This is a genomic window from Aquiflexum balticum DSM 16537 (genome assembly GCF_900176595.1).
In the GTDB taxonomy this organism is placed as follows: Bacteria; Bacteroidota; Bacteroidia; order Cytophagales; family Cyclobacteriaceae; genus Aquiflexum; species Aquiflexum balticum.
In genome coordinates this window covers 90222-106955 of the sequence record NZ_LT838813.1, presented here as the reverse complement: position 1 = coordinate 106955, position 16734 = coordinate 90222, and the positions used below count along the sequence as shown (strand labels likewise).

15 protein-coding genes are annotated in these 16734 nt (G+C 41.6%); 8 read left to right on the top strand and 7 right to left on the bottom strand.

Going from position 1 to position 16734, the window contains the following annotated elements:
* Positions 1-198: 198 nt before the first annotated feature.
* Complete coding sequence (locus tag B9A52_RS00495) at positions 199-801, top strand: DUF2911 domain-containing protein (RefSeq protein ID WP_084123340.1); 603 nt, start codon at positions 199-201, stop codon at positions 799-801.
* A 277-nt stretch (positions 802-1078) separates the two neighbouring features.
* Here the strand turns inward: B9A52_RS00495 and B9A52_RS00490 are convergent, their stop codons facing one another.
* The 4 genes from B9A52_RS00490 to B9A52_RS00475 form a co-directional block, all read right to left on the bottom strand.
* A complete protein-coding gene (locus B9A52_RS00490; RefSeq protein ID WP_084118448.1) occupies positions 1079-2239 on the bottom strand; it encodes a Gfo/Idh/MocA family protein in 1161 nt (386 codons plus the stop codon).
* Positions 2240-2602: 363 nt separating this feature from the next.
* Entirely contained in the window at positions 2603-3634 is a 1032-nt protein-coding gene (locus B9A52_RS00485) for a sugar phosphate isomerase/epimerase family protein (protein WP_084118447.1), read from the bottom strand.
* Positions 3635-3721: 87 nt separating this feature from the next.
* Positions 3722-4927 (bottom strand): cupin domain-containing protein, encoded by a 1206-nt coding sequence (locus B9A52_RS00480; protein ID WP_084118446.1) that lies wholly within the window; start codon positions 4925-4927, stop codon positions 3722-3724.
* A 26-nt stretch (positions 4928-4953) separates the two neighbouring features.
* Positions 4954-6036 carry an aldose 1-epimerase family protein gene (locus B9A52_RS00475; protein ID WP_084118445.1) on the bottom strand — a complete coding sequence of 361 codons (1083 nt, stop codon included), beginning with the start codon at positions 6034-6036 and terminating at the stop codon, positions 4954-4956.
* Positions 6037-6757: 721 nt separating this feature from the next.
* On the opposite strand from B9A52_RS00475, the gene B9A52_RS00470 reads away from it, so the two are divergent.
* Entirely contained in the window at positions 6758-7552 is a 795-nt protein-coding gene (locus B9A52_RS00470) for a helix-turn-helix domain-containing protein (RefSeq protein ID WP_084118444.1), read from the top strand.
* Between the two features lie 30 nt (positions 7553-7582).
* Here B9A52_RS00470 and B9A52_RS00465 read toward each other — a convergent pair whose 3' ends face one another.
* Positions 7583-8389 carry a hypothetical protein gene (locus B9A52_RS00465; RefSeq protein ID WP_157370032.1) on the bottom strand — a complete coding sequence of 269 codons (807 nt, stop codon included), beginning with the start codon at positions 8387-8389 and terminating at the stop codon, positions 7583-7585.
* A gap of 191 nt (positions 8390-8580) precedes the next feature.
* The gene (locus tag B9A52_RS00455; protein WP_084118441.1) at positions 8581-9189 is read right to left on the bottom strand and encodes an alpha-ketoglutarate-dependent dioxygenase AlkB family protein; all 609 of its coding nucleotides are present in this window, start codon (positions 9187-9189) and stop codon (positions 8581-8583) included.
* Positions 9190-9436: 247 nt separating this feature from the next.
* On the opposite strand from B9A52_RS00455, the gene B9A52_RS00450 reads away from it, so the two are divergent.
* Entirely contained in the window at positions 9437-10390 is a 954-nt protein-coding gene (locus B9A52_RS00450) for a DMT family transporter (protein WP_084118440.1), read from the top strand.
* Here B9A52_RS00450 and B9A52_RS00445 read toward each other — a convergent pair.
* Positions 10368-11156 (bottom strand): 3-keto-disaccharide hydrolase, encoded by a 789-nt coding sequence (locus B9A52_RS00445; protein WP_084118439.1) that lies wholly within the window; start codon positions 11154-11156, stop codon positions 10368-10370. The genes B9A52_RS00450 and B9A52_RS00445 overlap by 23 nt on opposite strands.
* Positions 11157-11475: 319 nt before the next feature.
* On the opposite strand from B9A52_RS00445, the gene B9A52_RS00435 reads away from it, so the two are divergent.
* From B9A52_RS00435 to B9A52_RS00415, 5 genes are read left to right on the top strand one after another with little or no spacing between them, the layout of a single operon-like run.
* Complete coding sequence (locus B9A52_RS00435; RefSeq protein ID WP_084118437.1) at positions 11476-11688, top strand: hypothetical protein; 213 nt, start codon at positions 11476-11478, stop codon at positions 11686-11688.
* A complete protein-coding gene (locus B9A52_RS00430; protein ID WP_084118436.1) occupies positions 11685-13091 on the top strand; it encodes a sodium:solute symporter family transporter in 1407 nt (468 codons plus the stop codon). The genes B9A52_RS00435 and B9A52_RS00430 overlap by 4 nt, the downstream gene beginning before the upstream one ends.
* Complete coding sequence (locus B9A52_RS00425; protein WP_084118435.1) at positions 13088-14467, top strand: glycoside hydrolase family 88 protein; 1380 nt, start codon at positions 13088-13090, stop codon at positions 14465-14467. The genes B9A52_RS00430 and B9A52_RS00425 overlap by 4 nt, the downstream gene beginning before the upstream one ends.
* Entirely contained in the window at positions 14464-15909 is a 1446-nt protein-coding gene (locus tag B9A52_RS00420; RefSeq protein WP_084118434.1) for an oxidoreductase, read from the top strand. The genes B9A52_RS00425 and B9A52_RS00420 overlap by 4 nt, the downstream gene beginning before the upstream one ends.
* Positions 15906-16676 carry a 3-ketoacyl-ACP reductase gene (locus tag B9A52_RS00415; RefSeq protein ID WP_084118433.1) on the top strand — a complete coding sequence of 257 codons (771 nt, stop codon included), beginning with the start codon at positions 15906-15908 and terminating at the stop codon, positions 16674-16676. Before B9A52_RS00420 ends, B9A52_RS00415 begins: the two co-directional genes overlap by 4 nt.
* The last annotated feature ends 58 nt before the right edge of the window (positions 16677-16734 follow it).

Here is a 16734-nt window from a genome sequence, read left to right as displayed (position 1 = left end):
ATAAAAAGATACCTAATTATCAATCGTTGTGGTTTAAGATTGACTCAATGCCAATGAATTTCTAGTTTAAACAGGTTTTAATAGGTGAGTGTTTCAAAAGAAATGAAAGGTAATTATTTTATAAATCAAAAGAAAAGAAAACAATTTTCTTTCCTTATTGTATCTTCACACATCAAAAACTCAAAAAACATTAAAATGATGAAAAACCTAAAATTTTATTCCATTGCTATAATGGTTCTTTTCTTTGCAGCCACAGAATTGACCTTTGCGCAATTACAGGCCCCGGCAGCCAGTCCAGCAGCCTTTGTTTCCCAAAATGTTGGTTTTACCAAAATCAGTATTGATTATTCTTCACCGGCATTGAAGGGGAGACAAATATTCGGTGGAATCGAGAAATATGGTGTCACTTGGAGAGCAGGTGCCAATGCTGCCACCACTATCGAATTCAGCACAGGAGTAAGTATTGGAGGGAAAAATATCCGTCCCGGAAAGTACACGATGTTCATCACTCCCCAAGCTTCAGGTGATTGGACGGTTCATTTGAACGGAAAAGGAAATTCTGTTTTCACCTACATGAAAGACGGTAAAATTGACGAGGAAGCATTGGCAAAAGATGATGTGGTAGCGATCAATGTAACCCCAAGAATGGCAGCGGATTCACATGAAAGACTTTCTTATCATATATCTGCTGAGGATAATAAAGTGGCGAAAGTGACCATGGCCTGGGATAAAGTAAGGCTTTCATTTATGATTGATACGCAAGTGGATCAAAAAATGGAGGGCTTCAAAGGAGTATTCTAAATTCATTATTTGACATTAAAGCAAAACCCCCAGATTTATTGGAATCTGGGGGAATTTTTTTTGGCAATAAAATCAGGCAAATATCAATTTCCCTTTAGGCTCTGGAATAGGTAGACCTTCCTAAGTTTCAGTCTCATTTGGCAGTTTGCATTTTAAAGAAAAGCAAACATTTATACCGAAATATGAAGTGATTATCTTTTGGAGTAAAGAGAATGATGCATTTATTGCCGAAGGATCACTGAATACTGAGACTGATCACCGCGACTGCCAACTGAAATCACCCCTTCCAATCTACACCAGTATCCTTCCATTTCTTTTCATTGGCTGAATCCAAAACAGCCTGACAGACTTTTTGGGTTTCCAAAGCGTCCTGAAAAGTCGGATGGCAAGGCTTTCCGGTTTCTAGAGCATAAAAGAAGTCAGCAGCATGATGGATAAAGGAATGCTCGTAACCTATAGAGGTTCCAGGAATCCACCACCTTTTCATATAGGGTTGCTCTCCTTCCGTGATGTGGATTTTTCTCCATCCCCTGACATGCGGATCATCTTTATGGTCAAAATATTCCAGCCAGTTCATATCATGCAAATCCCATCTGATCGAGGCATTTTCCCCGTTGATTTCAAAGGTATAAAGCGCCTTGTGACCCCTTGCATACCTTGTAGCCTCAAAAAGCCCTAGTGAACCATTGTCAAAGTGGCAATGGAAAATACAGGCATCGTCAATGCCGACTTTCTGAACCTGTCCGCTTCCCTGATGCACCCTTTCTTTGACGAAAGTTTCGGTCATGGCAGAAACATCTTTGATACCACCATTGATCCACATGGCTGTATCAATGCAATGTGCCAACAAGTCACCTGTAACACCTGAACCTGCTGCGTCCACATCCAATCTCCAGAGCCCATCTCCGCCTTGTGGCAGTTCGGGATTGATTGTCCAGTCCTGTAGGAAGTTGGCGCGGTAATGGAATATTTTCCCAAGTTTTCCGGAAGCAACAATTTCCTTGGCCAAAGTCACCGCAGGAACTTTTCGGTAATTGTACCAAACTGTATTTTTGACTCTTGCTTTTTCCACAGCTTCGACCATTGCTTCTCCTTCTTTCACTGTTTTTGAAAGCGGTTTTTCGCAAAGTATCATTTTTCCTGCTGCTGCAGCAGCAATGGCTATTTCTGCATGGGAAGAATTGGGGGTGCAAATGTCCACTGCATCGATATCTTCCCGGGCAATTAATTTCTTCCAATCAGTTTCGAAGGAGGCATAACCCCATTGTGCTGCAAATGCTTTTACCTTGTCTTCCCGTCTGGCACATACTGCCTGAAGGACTGGTTGATATTCATATTCAGGAAAGAAATCGGGTATTCTTTTGTAAGCATTGGTATGGATTCGACCCATTAGACCTGTCCCTATCAGGCCTATTCGGATTTGTTTTTTGTTGCTCATGATTTGAATTTTAGATTTTTGATTGCAGATTTTAGATTTAAATTCCAGTATAAAATGGAATTAGAAGTTAGAAAAGCAAAGTGGATTTGCTTAAATCCGTTTACCTGATAACTACTGTCAGATTTTGGGAGTCACCGTCATGCTGAACGTAGAGAAGAATCTCATAAGGTCCAGGAAATGATAAATACAAGCATAAATAGGACCTCTAGAGATTCCTCGTGCATCGGAATGATGCCCATCTTAATGTCATTCCTTTTCTGTAAGTGCTAATTTTCTCTACTACTACCAAAGACGGCACAAATCTTTATCATCGTCCTTCTCCCGTCCCTCAACATCGGTCATCCGTCATCGGACATCCGACACTTACCCCACCCATCCATGCGCTTCCCGAACCTTGATCATGGCAGCGAGGATATCATTCCAGGTATTCTGTTTCCCCATGACAGCATTTGGGAACATACAGCCATCCCAACAAATATGTTTGAATGCTTTTGTAAGTTGACCATCGGCATTCCTTAACCAATGGCCGGCATCATGGGTAATATCCAATTTTCCATTGGGATCTGTTGCCAAGCAATGTCTTCCTGTTTTGTCATGAGAACCTGAACCGAAAACAGTTCCATCATTTTGGGCTACATGAAAATCAATGGTCCAAGGGCGTAAAGCTTTGGTGAGTTTTTTGAAAGCTTCATCCAAAGTTTCCCGATCGTTCCAGTCAAAATCTTTTGGAAGGATTCTGTCATCAGGGCTATTGTATCCCAACATATACAAAAAGGTATGGGACATATCTGCCTGAAAACCGATATTGGGACGGTTTGTCTGGTCAAGGGTGTCTATCATTGCGCGCCAACTATGCATTCCCCCCCAGCAAATCTCTCCTTCTGCAGCCAATTTCTCCCCAAAATCAGCGGCTACATCGCAGGCCTCTCTAAATGTTTGTGCAATCAGTTTGGTGTTGTTAATCGGGTCTTTTGCCCAGTTTTCCACGCTGCTGGCAGAGTCAATCCGAACCACACCATAAGGTCTTACCCCAAGTTCTTTCAGTTTCTGACCGAATACGCATGATTTTCGGACCATTTCCACAAAAGTGGCCCGCTCTTCTTTGCTGCCCATTGCGGGTCCTCCCCAAATCGGAGCGACTAAGCTACCGATATTGAGATTGAGGTTTTGAACTTTTTCAGCCAATTTCTTGATGCCATCATCTGACATATCCAAGTCGATATGTGGATCAAAAAGTCCAATATCGATACCGTCAAATTTTACACCGCCAACTTCGGCGGCTGCAGTATGTTTTAGCATCTCATCAAAAGAAATGACAGGCTCAGAATCAGGCCCTTTTCCTACAATACCCGGCCAAGTGGCATTGTGAAGTTTGGGATAGTTATTTTGGGACATGGTTATTTTAGTTTAAAGTTAATGGTTATTGAGTTATTATTTTTGGTTAACTATCAGCATCTTCCGTCTTCTGTCTTCCGTCTTTTTTCAAAGCTTCAAATCCGGATTGTCCGGCCCGAAATGTTTCAACATGACAATGGGATCTGTCTTTGAGTGGTTGGTAATTTTCACCCCTGCCGATGCGGCTTTTTCAGAGACGAAATATTCGTCGTGCGTCAATTGACCGTATCTTATCAAAGCAGGCGTCTCAATGTCCCAAACACCCATTTTTCCATGACCTTGCATCATAATCAGGCCATAAGCAGCATTATCGGTAATGGTTACTGTCTGACCTGGAAATACAGTCAGTTCTTTGGCACTATAGTCATGGGATAAATAGCAGATCCAGTTTTCAATATAGCCATTGGATTTCATATTTTCCAGTTCAGAGACTGGTTTTGGTAACATAAAGCGGGTTTCAAGAATATTTGGATTGGTATTCAGTTCCCAATCTATGACCTCCACCAACAGGTCATAATCGCCAATTCTGTCTTTGGGAGTTCCGTTCCAAAGTAATTCTTCCGGAATGATCGCTTCATTGACCAAAGATTGATACATGGCAAAAATATCGGAGGCCTTTTGTGGTTCATAGGTGCACAAACTCCCCGGGGCATGCAGCATTCCGGGAGGTACATCCCAACCTGTTCCGGGCTCCAATTTGAATGCTTGGGAATAGTTGGTGATCTTATTGTCACCCTTATTGAAATTCATCAGGCATTCTTTAATCTGCTCTTTGGTGGTGCCCGGTGCTATTCCAAAAAAGGTATAAGGAAAATCCCCTCCATGGTTATTGAGTTGTGGTGGGAAATAATAGGCTTCGGGTTTCCCCTTCTGACCTGTCATGGAAGCATATTCATCATTATGATGGATGTGGTGGGGGAGTGGTCCCATATTGTCAAAAAATTTGGAGTACATGGGCCAGCTTTTGTACTTTCCCCAAATACGGGGACCGATGATTTCACTGCCAAGTTCCTCGATGGCATCTTTGAGCAAAAACTGCTTTTCTTCCTTACCATCCTGAAAAACCACAGGACTCAAACCTTCATTTTTTCCAGTCAAGGGACCATTTTGGGCCGGGGTAGTGGAAGAAAGCCACCTTTCATCTATACCGCCTCTTGCTCCACCAAGGACATAATAGTCATCGGGATGCAATTTGATTCTACGTCCAGGTACACAAAAAGACCTTGGTACCCAAGTAGGTGCCAATCTGAGAATTCCTTCACCTTGTTCTAATGCTTTTTTTGCCAAACTCATGTGCTTGTTTGTTATTGGGTTTATTGTTAATGGTTATTTATTTTCAATAGATTTTTTAATTCATTCGGGTGGTTTATGACACTGATTTCAAGATCATAAATCCTTCTTTCACCTGGTGCCAATTGAATCAAAGTTCCTTTTTTTCGGGCTTTGGCCTGTCCAATTGGAGGGTTGGTGGCAGGTTCCAGTGCTGTGACATACTCTCCTTTTCCCCAATGTTGCCAGTTGACCAGCCAGGGAAGCTGTTTGGTATTGAACTTAATGGATAAGCCTATCCCTAAATTTTGGTTGACAAATCCACAAGTACAATTTCCGCCTTGATCTGATTGAGGGGAAATGAACGCAACATCTTCCCCAAACCCGGCATGCTCATCCATAGGGGCAGGACACTTTTTGAAATTATTGTTGGTATTGAAAATCCTGTTTTCGGGGTTATAGTCCATCGAATGCCAACTGCCTTGCCATATAATATCTGTGCCTTCGTCAATCAGAGGATACCCACAGTTGATATGATACAGCAACATATGTGGTGCATCAGTATTGCCCATATTGGTGACCTCATCGTGGATTTTCAAATAGGCATGCCCAAGTGTTCCTGAGATTGTCCTTTTCAATTCAAGGCTTGGCCCAAAGGTAGTAGTCTCCCTGACAATACCTGTAATACTCATTTCCAGTTTGCCATTTATTGGATCAGGTTGTTGAATGGAAACAATCTCTGCCGGAATATTGCTGAAATTTCCGTGAAGTCCTCTTGAACCGGATTCGTCAGATTCAGGACCTCCGATATGGGATAAACCACAGGTGGTCAAAAGTCCCCCAGCAAAAGTCCTTAGCCAATCAATTCCTTTATTGGAAAAGGGTTGTGGTGCCACTACCCCTGCGTGGCTGATCCAAGCCAAACTGTGGGCATTGAAAAAAGCATCTGCTATGTCCATGCCTCTGTCCAAAATAATCTTATACCTCAATCCAGTCCCTGTACTGAACCACGCAATCCTGACACCTTTCCCAGGCCCATTGTCCAAAACAGAAGTTTCTATTCCACCAAGTTGATTGGAATTCGATATTTTGTCTTTCCAAAAATAATTTTCAGATTGATTGGGACCATTCATAAATATAAGAGGTATTAAAAATTCAAGATATCATCAGAAACTCTTGTCAGTATCCTGTACTGTCAGGATTTTAGGTATAACTCTAAAATTAATCAATTATCAAGTTTATAAAATGCAGGGATTATTATTTTGGACAAAAAATCAACCTGATTTGGTTTTCCCTTTATTCCGGTAAGTATATCCTAAGCAAAATGTAAGGTTATCTGCTCTCTATCCAATAAGCTTCTAAAATTTTGGAAATGGTTAGAAGTCCGAAGACACAAGAAGCGCTTAAAACCCCATCCTTTAAATGTGATTGTTGACCAATTACTTCAGGTATTGCCGAATTACTTTTTTAATTTAATTACCCTCAATGGTTTTTGATTTTAAAGGGATTCTTAAAACCCACCAATTACACCATCCATCCAACTTGCCCTCTGCTGTAAAAAGGATTTCAGATTTCCCACTGAGGCGTCATAGTCCACGCCAATGCCTTGATCCCATTTTTGATAATTTCGTTCTAATGCTCCGTTTTATTTGAGGTATTGATATAGTAGTTTGATTGGCATTAATGATTGTTTTCCTTCAACCTGCCAAAAGGACAGCGCTTTAAGTTTTGATTGGATCTTCTAAAAAAAAATCACAACAGTCAAACATTGAGATCAATCCATCTGTTAAGATGTCGTAAACATGACGTATGTCTGACGTTAATTTTTAGGTTGGTTATTAAGACATTTGAAAAGTGAATCAAGGAGCAAGAATCAAATCCTTACGGAAAGAAAGAGGACTTACTCAAGCAGAACTTGCAGAGTTAAGTGGGCTATCCATCCGTACCATACAGCGAATGGAAAACAACGAAGTCAATCCAAGTACCTTTTCCCTAAAAATGCTTAGTAAGGCATTGGAGATTGATTTGAAAGCTCTGAATTCACAAAAAAAGAATTCTTTTCACCTTAATTTATCAAAATCACTTATGAACATAATCAATCCAATCCTAGGCAATTTTACAATTAGAAAAGTTTTTGTTTCAAGTATTATGCTCATCATTGTTTTTTCACTTTATCTATGGCTGCCTACCAAATCAGTTACTGATTATTCTCCAAATGATCACCAATATTCCGTTGCTACCATCAATTGTGGAGATGAAAGTGTCTGTGATATTGAAGTAACCAAAAAAGAAAAAGATGGAAAGATTCTCTGGCAACATACATTTGGAGGCAGCAGCTATGATAGGGCGGGAGAGGTTATTTCTACCAAAGATGGGGGATGCTTGGTGGTAGGGTCTACAAGCTCATTTGGCAAAGGAAATTATGATGCACTGCTTTTAAAAATCAATGTAGATGGTGAATTGATTTGGCAGGAAACGTACGGAGGATTTTTCAATGACTATGGGAAAAAGATATCGAGGCTTTCTGATTCTAATGGATATTCCATTGAGGGTACTCATCAGGCTTGTGATACGCCAAATGTATCCAATGAATGCATAGATTTTTTCTGGAAGTTTGAAATTGATGAGAGTGGAAAATTGAAAGGGTAGAATTAAAGGAGGAATAAAAAATATTCTTCTTTAATTCTCCAAGGCCCCGTCATTAACCCAACAGATAATGGCATCTATATCTGCTTGATTCAGTTTGGGACGGTTTTTTGGCATATTGCCGCTTTGGATTCTGGCTATGATGTCGGCAGTCCGGACCTGAATATTAGAGAAAACAGCAAAGGTGATGTTGCCCTGATCCAAATGACAACCTGTAAATGCGCAATTGGTCTCAATGATTGGTTTGATGGTAGCTCCAAACTTAACACCGTTTGAAACCCTGATAGTTTGTGTAGTAGAACAGCCGCTTGCATCAGCGATTTCTATCTTATAGTTTCCTGAACCAAGACCAAAAAATGCATTGGTAGAAGTGGCGGGCCCATCGTTCAATCTATAAGTATATGGCTCAATACCTCCCGCAGGTCCAATAAGAATGGTTCCATTTTCTAAATTGCAACCGCTCTCTGTCGTCTCCAAATTGGCCGATAAGGTTGATTCAGGCGAATTCAGTTGCACACTAACAGATCTTTCACATCCGTTTTGGTCTTTGACATTCAACTGATAGATTCCTGCCCCTAAATTCTCAAATCTAGAAACAGACTGAAAAGGCTGTCCATCAAGATTAAATTGAAATGGACCGTTTCCTCCTTTTACTACGGGGATAATGCTTCCGTCTTTGGCAGAACAGGAAGTTGGATTCGATGAGGTAAATTCCACCAGAAGGTTTGAAATAGAGCAATCAATGACTGCAGGTTCTTCCGGTTCTGAACAGTTGGTGAATACAAAAATAGTTGATAAAATCAGAAGAAGAACTGATTTGGTTAAAGTGATGGACTTCATAATCTTTTGGGTTTTAAAAGTAACTTTTTTGGATGATGAATGTTTTAAAATCTCAAAGTACAGAACAAAATTTCATGAAAATTACTTGAGTATTTTCATGAAATGAATCAACGGCATTTAAAAACCCCATTTTATTATAAGCAAAGTCTATTTCTATTTTAAATCAAAGTTTGCAACTAGGGCCATTTGGCCTAACCTATAATCGTTCTAAATGTGAGGTTGACCCTTGGCCTCCGGACCAACTTGGTGGGAGGTAAGCGGTGAAGCCAATGGGATTGGGTAGTACCTGCCATAACCAAAAGACTTCCGTGTTCCAAGAGCAATTCGACTTTTTCCTTTGTTTCCCGGTGTTTGAAAGCAAATTTTCGATCTGCCCCAAAACTCACTGAAGCTATAGCACCATTTTTCTTGAGGTCAGTTTCTCCATCACTGTGCCAAGCCATACCCTCTTCGCCGGTATGGTAGAGATTGAGCAAGCAGGAATTGAAGGTCTCTTTGGTTTCTTCTTCGATGGTTTGTTTCAATTCAAGCAATTCCTTAGTCCAAGGTAAGGCCCTTTTGGTGGCATTGGAATAGGTATATTCAAAATCCCGGTCTCCATACCAGGCGACTTTGCGTTTGGTAACATATTTTTTTCCAAAAATATAGGCCTCATCGTTTTTCCATTCGATGGTATTCAAAAGTGTTTCAAAGAAAAAATCAGACTCTTTTTGGTTGAATACTTTTCCATAATAATTGACAATACCTTCTTTTGGAAGCCAGTTTTTGTTTTTTCCCGATGTCGAATCAAATAAATCCATGCGTCCAATTTAACTGTTTAATGCCATTTTCATCCTCTAGAATAGTTAACAAAAATTCGAACCCGAATGTTGGTTCGGATATTGAATAAGGAATAAGATAAACAAGTGTAAAAATTGCCAAGTATAATTGCCTAACAGTTTTTTGTGGTAAAGTAAAATTTACTCATCGGTATTTATTTTACTTTTTATCAAATTTCCATTCCAATTGCTACATTCGTTTTTTAATTGATAATCAGCGCTCAAACCTATGCCCCGACTTACTGCTTCAAGAAGTGTTTCAGGTTTTATTTTGGCTCTTTCTGCTGCCATCTTTTGGGGTATATCAGGCACATGTGCCCAGTTTCTTTTTGAGCAAAAAGAAATGGACCCTGCGTGGCTGGTTTCTTGGCGCATGCTCTTGGCTGGAGTGATCTTGATCCTCTTCGCCATATTCAGAAAAGACAGTGATGCCTTTCAGATATGGAAAAGTCATAAAGATATTATCCAATTGCTGATATTCAGCATATTTGGTATGGTCACTGTGCAGTACACCTATTTTTACAGCATCAATCTCTCCAATGCAGCGACAGCGACAGTCATTCAGTACATTGGGCCTGTCTTTGTGGTAGGGTTTTATGCACTCAAAAACAGAAGGTGGCCATCGTTGATGGAATATTCAGCATTGTTTTTGGCTTTGGCAGGAACTTTTTTATTGGTCACCCACGGCAGTTTTCAAGTATTGGTTATTTCTGAGAAAGCTTTGTTTTGGGGGATTCTATCCGCAATAGCCCTTGCAGTTTATACCATTCAGCCAGTTCAGTTGCTCCGAAAATATTCCGCACCTACCGTCACGGGTTGGGCCATGGTGATTGGAGGAATTATGTTTTCATTATATACCAAACCATGGATGGTTTCCGGAACTTGGGATATGGGTACGGTCGGTGCTTTTTCTTACATCATTATTTTTGGTACAGTGATTTCATTTTCAATCTTCCTGTATTCCCTTACTCTTATCGGTGCCCAGACGGCAAGTTTGCTCTGTTCGGTGGAACCTTTATCCGCTGCTTTGGTTGCTGTGGCTTGGCTTGGAGTGACATTTACAGCAATGGATTGGTTAGGGACAGTTTTCATCTTGGTAACGGTGGCTATTTTGACCTTGGCAAAGAAGCCTGAAGAAAAGCAAGCCAATCCAACGGATATCAATCAAGCTTCCTTAACTTGATTTCTTTAAACTCTACCCCTTGGCCTTCTGCCTGTAATCCGATATATCCTGATGTCAGGGCTTTTCCGTCAATTTTGATTTCCGGATCAAATCCATTGGCCACATCTCCTCCAATATGAGGTTTGGAGTAGCGCAGCACCGTATCTCCATTGACCATATGAATGATCAATGAGTCCCCATAAACAATCAGATCTGCTTTGACCCATTCATCCCAATCAAATGTAGCAGAGGACGAATTCAGACAATGTTGGGGATATAAAGTTCCTTCATAAAATATTTCTGTTCCGGGGGAGCACATATTACCAGTGGGACGGGCCTGCCCATCCATCTCCCGGGCCAACATCTGGTATTCAACGGATATCGGCCAATCTTGCTCCTTTGAAATACTGTTAGGATCCTGAGAGTGGAACATGACGCCACTGTTTCTATAGGTATAATTTGGAGCGTCTTTCATCCATTGGTCTGTAAAACGGTATTCGAACTTGAGGTGAAATGATGATAAGGGGTTTTTATAAAACAGATGTCCATACCTATTGTCAAATGTGTCATAGCCGTCATAATTTACCTGAATGATTCCATCGACTACCCGGAAGGTATTGGCATAATTATCACCCACTTCGTGATGGTGGATTTTTACTACCCAATCATCAAGGTCTTTGCCGTTGAAGAGAACTTGCCAGTCGTCATTTGAGTCCGATTGAGGGGGATTGGGATTGCATCCCGAAATTAAAAGTATGGATAGGCAAATAATCAAGGAGGTTTTCATTATAGAAATGGCGGTTGGTAAATATTATTTACTGATAGTATGAGTGTATAAGGGCTAAAAGTCATCTTTTTTCGGCAAAAGTGCAAAGTAGAAAAAGCCCTTGCTTTTAAAGAGGATGCTTTGTGTTTCACAGATAGCATAGACACACAGGGAAAAAATCTGCGAAAATCAAACAAATCTGTGATTCCAATTTTTTGAGACAGCCAATATAATTCCTCATGGATTCCAATAGATAATTGAAAAAAATCCACCCAAATCAAAGTAATCTGAAAGCGCTTTAGTATTTTACCTCTTGAATCAAACAATAAACCCTCCTCCTATGAAACCCAAAATCTGGAACCTGATCGTGTTAACGGTGCTGGTCATTACTATAGGCTCTTTTGCTTTCCTCTTCAGGGAAAACAAACACAGCCCGGAATTATGGAACATTCCTTATGTTTTTTGGACCGGGTTTCTGGCAACTGTATTCCTGGTATTGGCCACCTACCTGGGTTCAAGATTTTTCCCTTATCATGATCCCAAAGAACAATGACAGGTTGGCTGATATTTTTTTTCGCTATCTTCCTGGCTTCCTTGGCATATGCCTCTTACAAGTCATACCGCAAGGATCGAACCTCTGATGAATTCATCTTTGCCGGATCCAATATTGGAGCTATTCTCGGTTTTCTGACCTTTTCAGCTGCCTTGTTCAGTGCCTTTACCTTTATGGGCATGCCTGACTTCTTTAGGGTACACGGGGTAGGAGCATGGGTCTTTTTGGCTTTTTCTGATGCCCTGATGGTGTTTTTCCTGATCTGGTTTGGATACAAGTTGAGACAAAGGGCTAGCCTTAGGGGATACAAAGGTGTAGCCGGATTGATGAAAACCTGCTATGGGAGCAACTTCGCCGGCTACCTGATATTTGCCAGTGCCTTTATCTTTTTGATCCCCTATGTGGCTATTCAGATTCGTGGGATTTCGATCTTTTTGAATGCGGCTTTTCCAAATTTCCTGCCTGATTGGTCCTGGTCAGCCATGATGGTCGCGATCATGTTGGCCTATGCAGCTATTGGTGGGTTGAAGGCCATCATGTACAGCGATGCCATCCAAGGGGTCATCCTCTTAGCTGTTATTTGGATTATTGGTGCTGCCTGCCTTGAAATGAGCGGCGGGCTTCAAAACGCCATGGCTGTGGTGGCTGAGCGCAATCCATCTCTGAGCTCATTGCCCGGTCCAAAAGGCTTGTTCAGTTCTCAGTTTCTGATTGCTTCTGCCATTGCCATAGTACTGATTCCTGTTTCTCAGCCCCAGTTTACCACAAGATTGGTGGTGATGAAAGACCTGAAATCAGTACATAAGATGGCTTATGCTGTCGGGATTTTTGCCATTTTGGTCATTCTGCCAACAGCTTCAATTGGGTTGTATGGAGCTGTAAAATATCCTGATGCCAGTACTGCCGAATTTCTTTCCCAAGCCCTGTTATTTGATCAGGCAGTACCAGTGGCTGCCTTGGCAGTGGTTGGGCTTTTTGCCGCCTGTCTCTCAACGACCAATGCCCAGATTTTTGCATTGGGAACCGAACTCCGGTCACTTCTGACTGGCTCGGATAAACGGATTATGCGGATTACCAAAACTTCTGTTTTTGTGTTTTCCATGATCGTATTGGTATTCTCTACTTACATGAGCGATGAGCTTGTTTTATTGGCAAGAGTGAGTTTTACGGGAACTTCCATGGTAGCACCGGCCATTTTAGGGGCTGTGATTTTCGCAAATCCACCCAAAGAACTTCTCTGGCTTTCTTTTATTGCGCTGCTTTATTTTATATTTTCAATCATTGAATTGGTACCGGATCAGTATTGGGGATGGAACCTTGATTTCTTTCTCTATTGTGTGCTGCTTATACTGACAGCATTGATCATGGTCAGGCATCAACTCAAAGTAAACCGAAGCAAATGAAAATTGACTTTAATATAGAACAATCCATCAATGACATCAATCTGAATCAGTTTTGGGAACTCTCCGGGCAAAAAATTCTCATGATCGAAAAATCGTTTGATACTGCCAAAGGGGCTCCTGTTTTTACCGAGAAAGGAAAGTATGTCACCCGAGGCTGGACCGAGTGGACGCAGGGATTTCAGTTTGGTTCTGCTTTGCTACAATTTGATGCAACAGGGGATGATAAGTTTCTTGAGTTGGGCAGGGAAAACACTTCGCGAAAAATGACACCCCACCTTACGCATACAGGAGTTCATGATCATGGGTTTAACAATGTCAGTACCTATGGCAGCTTGTTGCGGATGATTGAGGAGGGTAAATTGGATGCCTCAAATTGGGAAAAAGAGTATTACAAACTTGCCATTAAAGTCAGTGGGGCAGTGCAGGCGTTAAGATGGACGGTGATTCCTGGGGGAGGCTATATGTATTCCTTTAACGGTCCACATTCTCTTTTTGTAGATACTATCAGGACCTGCAGAGCTGTTATTCTTTCCCATATGCTAGGGCATGTGTTACAAGGCGAGAATGATAAAAAAATCAATCTATTGCAAAGGGCCATCCAACATTTGCTGGCCACGGTGAAGTATTCCATTTACTATGGAGAAGGCCGCGATGAATATGATATTCCAGGCAGAACAGCCCACGAAATTATTTTCAATACCAATGATGGCAACTACCGTTGCCCTAACTCCCAACAGGGATATACGGGCTTCAGTACTTGGACTAGAGGTTTGGCCTGGGCTATTTGTGGTTTGGGGGAGACTTTGGAAATATTGGATAAGCTTCCAGAGGAAGATTATGCGGCAGTTATTTCAAAAGAAAAATTGACTCAAACCCTTGAGAAAGCGGCCTTGGCTACTGTAGAATTTTACCTGCAAAATACCCCAACAGATGGGATTCCTTATTGGGATACAGGGGCGCCTCATTTGTTTCAAATGGGAGATTACCTGAACAGGCCATCTGATCCATTTAATGAATTTGAGCCTGTAGACAGTTCAGCAGCATGCATCGCTGCACAAGGTTTACTGCGGATTGGGGATTGGTTAAGATCAAAAGATAAAGATAAGTCAGAAAAATACCTGAGGTCGGGCTATCAAATCGCAAAAGGATTGTTTCAGGAACCCTACCTTTCACTTGATCCGAAACATCAAGGTTTAATATTACATTCCATTTACCACAGACCAAACGGCTGGGACTATGTCCCGGAAAAAGGGAAAGTCCCTTTTGGGGAATCTTCCATGTGGGGAGATTATCATGCAAGGGAATTGGCCTTGTATATTCAGAGAAAAATTAAGGAAGAAAAATATTACAGTTACTTTAACTGCATACCGCGATGAGTGAAGGTAAAAACAAACCCAAATACACCAGAATTGCCCAATTGAAAACTTTGGAGCAGTTTAGGGAATACCTCAACAAAGAAGGAATAAATATCCCTTTGCCTGATCAACCCTTGTCCGGAAAACAGACTCCACTTTCCAAAGGGCACAGGCTTCGTTCGGGAAGATTGATCGGTAATTCATTTTGTATCCTGCCCATGGAAGGTTGGGATGGTACTTCCGAAGGAAAACCTACGGAACATACCCAAAGACGCTGGCGGAATTTTGCCCGAAGTGGAGCTAAATTGCTGTGGGGCTGTGAGGCAGTAGCTGTGCGTCATGACGGAAGGGCGAATCCAAACCAATTATTGCTTAATGAAGAAAACCTGAAAGACTTCGAGGGTCTTTTCAAATTGCTGATGAAAGAACACGAGGAAGCTTTTGGCAGGACTGATGATTTTTTGGTGGGCTTGCAGCTAACACATTCAGGCAGGTTTTCCAAGCCCAATCATCAGGATAAGATGGAGCCAAAGATTCTTTATGCCCATCCTTATTTGAACCAGAAATTTGGATTGCCCGAAGATTATCCCGTAATGACAGATGATGAGATCAGAACCTTGGTGGATGATTATGTGAAAGCAGCGGTTTTGGCCCAAAAAGCGGGTTTTCATTTTGTAGACATCAAACATTGCCATGGCTATTTGGGACATGAATTTTTGAATGCTGTTCAGAGAGAGGGTGATTATGGCACGAGCATTGAAAACCGGAGTAGATTTCTGAGAGAGGTGGTGAATGGAATAAGGGCCAAAGCGCCTGGCCTGGAAATAGGAGTGAGAGTTAGCGTATTTGACTGGATGCCATTTCAAAAAAGAGAAGACGGAACAGGAGTTCCTGCTTTGACACCTCCTTATCCTTTTGCCTTTGGTTCCGATCTTTCAGGGACAAATATCAATCTTTTGGAACCCTACGATTTTCTGAAAATCATTCAAAAACTTGACATAGAGTTGGTCTGTACCACAGCAGGCAGTCCTTATTATAATCCTCATATTCAAAGGCCCGCCCTTTTTCCACCTTCAGATGGTTACCTTCCCCCAGAAGATCCGCTTCATGGTGTAGCAAGACAAATAGATGTGACAGGAAAAATAAAAAAAGCTTTTTCTGATTTTTATGTGGTAGGTTCAGCGTACTCATACCTGCAAGAATGGCTTCCACTGGTGGCACAGGAGGTTCTGCTAAGGGGTATGGCAGATTCTATAGGATTGGGTAGAATGGTGCTGAGTTATCCGGAATTGCCCGATGACGTACTCAACGGGAAGGGATTGAAAAGACAAAAGCTTTGCAGGACTTTTTCGGATTGTACCACTGCTCCCAGAAACGGAATGATTTCAGGTTGCTTCCCCTTAGATCCTTATTACAAGGAGATGGAAATACATGAAAAGCTTAAAAAAATCAAAGAGTCATGAGGCCTGTGGCATTTGTAACCGGTGGAACAAGGGGCATTGGTTTGGGCATCGCGCACCAGCTTGCTTCCAATGGATATGATCTTATTTTGAACGGCGTAAGGGAAGAGATTGAAGTGGAATCTGTACTCAAAATTCTCCGGTCAATGAGCGTGGAGGTTTGCTATGCTAAGGGCAATATAGCCCTTGAAGCTGACCGTCGGGAAATTGTCAAAAAAGTAAAAAGTAGATTTGGGAAACTGAATGTTTTGGTCAATAATGCCGGAGTAGCACCAAAAGTCAGGGCAGACATATTAGAAGTCACTCCTGAAGATTTTGATGAATTGATGGATATTAATCTGAGAGGCACTTTTTTTCTGACACAATCTTTGGCCCAATGGATGTTGGGACAAAAGCAGGAAAATCCATCCGATTCCTTTTCCATTATCCACATCACTTCTGTATCCGCTTCAATGGCTTCGATCAATAGGGCAGCTTATTGTATTTCCAAAGCAGGCTTGTCCATGTTTACCAAACTGATGGCCGTCAGAATGGCTGATAAAAATATTCCGGTATATGAAGTCCGTCCTGGGGTCATAGCAACAGATATGACTGAAAAAGTTAAATCTGCTTATCAGGAAAGGATTCAAAACGGACTGACCTTGGAAAAACGGATGGGCTTACCGGATGACGTGGGGAAAGTAGTGGCTGCCCTTGCCAAAGGAGATTTGCCTTACGCCACAGGACAAGTAATTACAGTGGATGGGGGCTTGACAGTGGAGCGGTTGTAATTGGGGAGGACATTGTTTTTTACCGTTGGATAAATTCCTGCCTCAGGTCGCGCAAAAC

Excerpts from the sequence above, each read along its gene's own strand:
- B9A52_RS00485 (WP_084118447.1), bottom strand. The coding sequence starts at position 3,634 with ATGTCCCAAAATAACTATCCCAAACTTCACAATGCCACTTGGCCGGGT.
- B9A52_RS00420 (WP_084118434.1), top strand. The coding sequence starts at position 14,464 with ATGAGTGAAGGTAAAAACAAACCCAAATACACCAGAATTGCCCAATTG.
- B9A52_RS00480 (WP_084118446.1), bottom strand. The coding sequence starts at position 4,927 with ATGAGTTTGGCAAAAAAAGCATTAGAACAAGGTGAAGGAATTCTCAGA.
- B9A52_RS00415 (WP_084118433.1), top strand. The coding sequence starts at position 15,906 with ATGAGGCCTGTGGCATTTGTAACCGGTGGAACAAGGGGCATTGGTTTG.
- B9A52_RS00475 (WP_084118445.1), bottom strand. The coding sequence starts at position 6,036 with ATGAATGGTCCCAATCAATCTGAAAATTATTTTTGGAAAGACAAAATA.
- B9A52_RS00435 (WP_084118437.1), top strand. The coding sequence starts at position 11,476 with ATGAAACCCAAAATCTGGAACCTGATCGTGTTAACGGTGCTGGTCATT.
- B9A52_RS00450 (WP_084118440.1), top strand. The coding sequence starts at position 9,437 with ATGCCCCGACTTACTGCTTCAAGAAGTGTTTCAGGTTTTATTTTGGCT.
- B9A52_RS00495 (WP_084123340.1), top strand. The coding sequence starts at position 199 with ATGAAAAACCTAAAATTTTATTCCATTGCTATAATGGTTCTTTTCTTT.
- B9A52_RS00425 (WP_084118435.1), top strand. The coding sequence starts at position 13,088 with ATGAAAATTGACTTTAATATAGAACAATCCATCAATGACATCAATCTG.
- B9A52_RS00455 (WP_084118441.1), bottom strand. The coding sequence starts at position 9,189 with ATGGATTTATTTGATTCGACATCGGGAAAAAACAAAAACTGGCTTCCA.
- B9A52_RS00430 (WP_084118436.1), top strand. The coding sequence starts at position 11,685 with ATGACAGGTTGGCTGATATTTTTTTTCGCTATCTTCCTGGCTTCCTTG.
- B9A52_RS00445 (WP_084118439.1), bottom strand. The coding sequence starts at position 11,156 with ATGAAAACCTCCTTGATTATTTGCCTATCCATACTTTTAATTTCGGGA.
- B9A52_RS00465 (WP_157370032.1), bottom strand. The coding sequence starts at position 8,389 with ATGAAGTCCATCACTTTAACCAAATCAGTTCTTCTTCTGATTTTATCA.
- B9A52_RS00490 (WP_084118448.1), bottom strand. The coding sequence starts at position 2,239 with ATGAGCAACAAAAAACAAATCCGAATAGGCCTGATAGGGACAGGTCTA.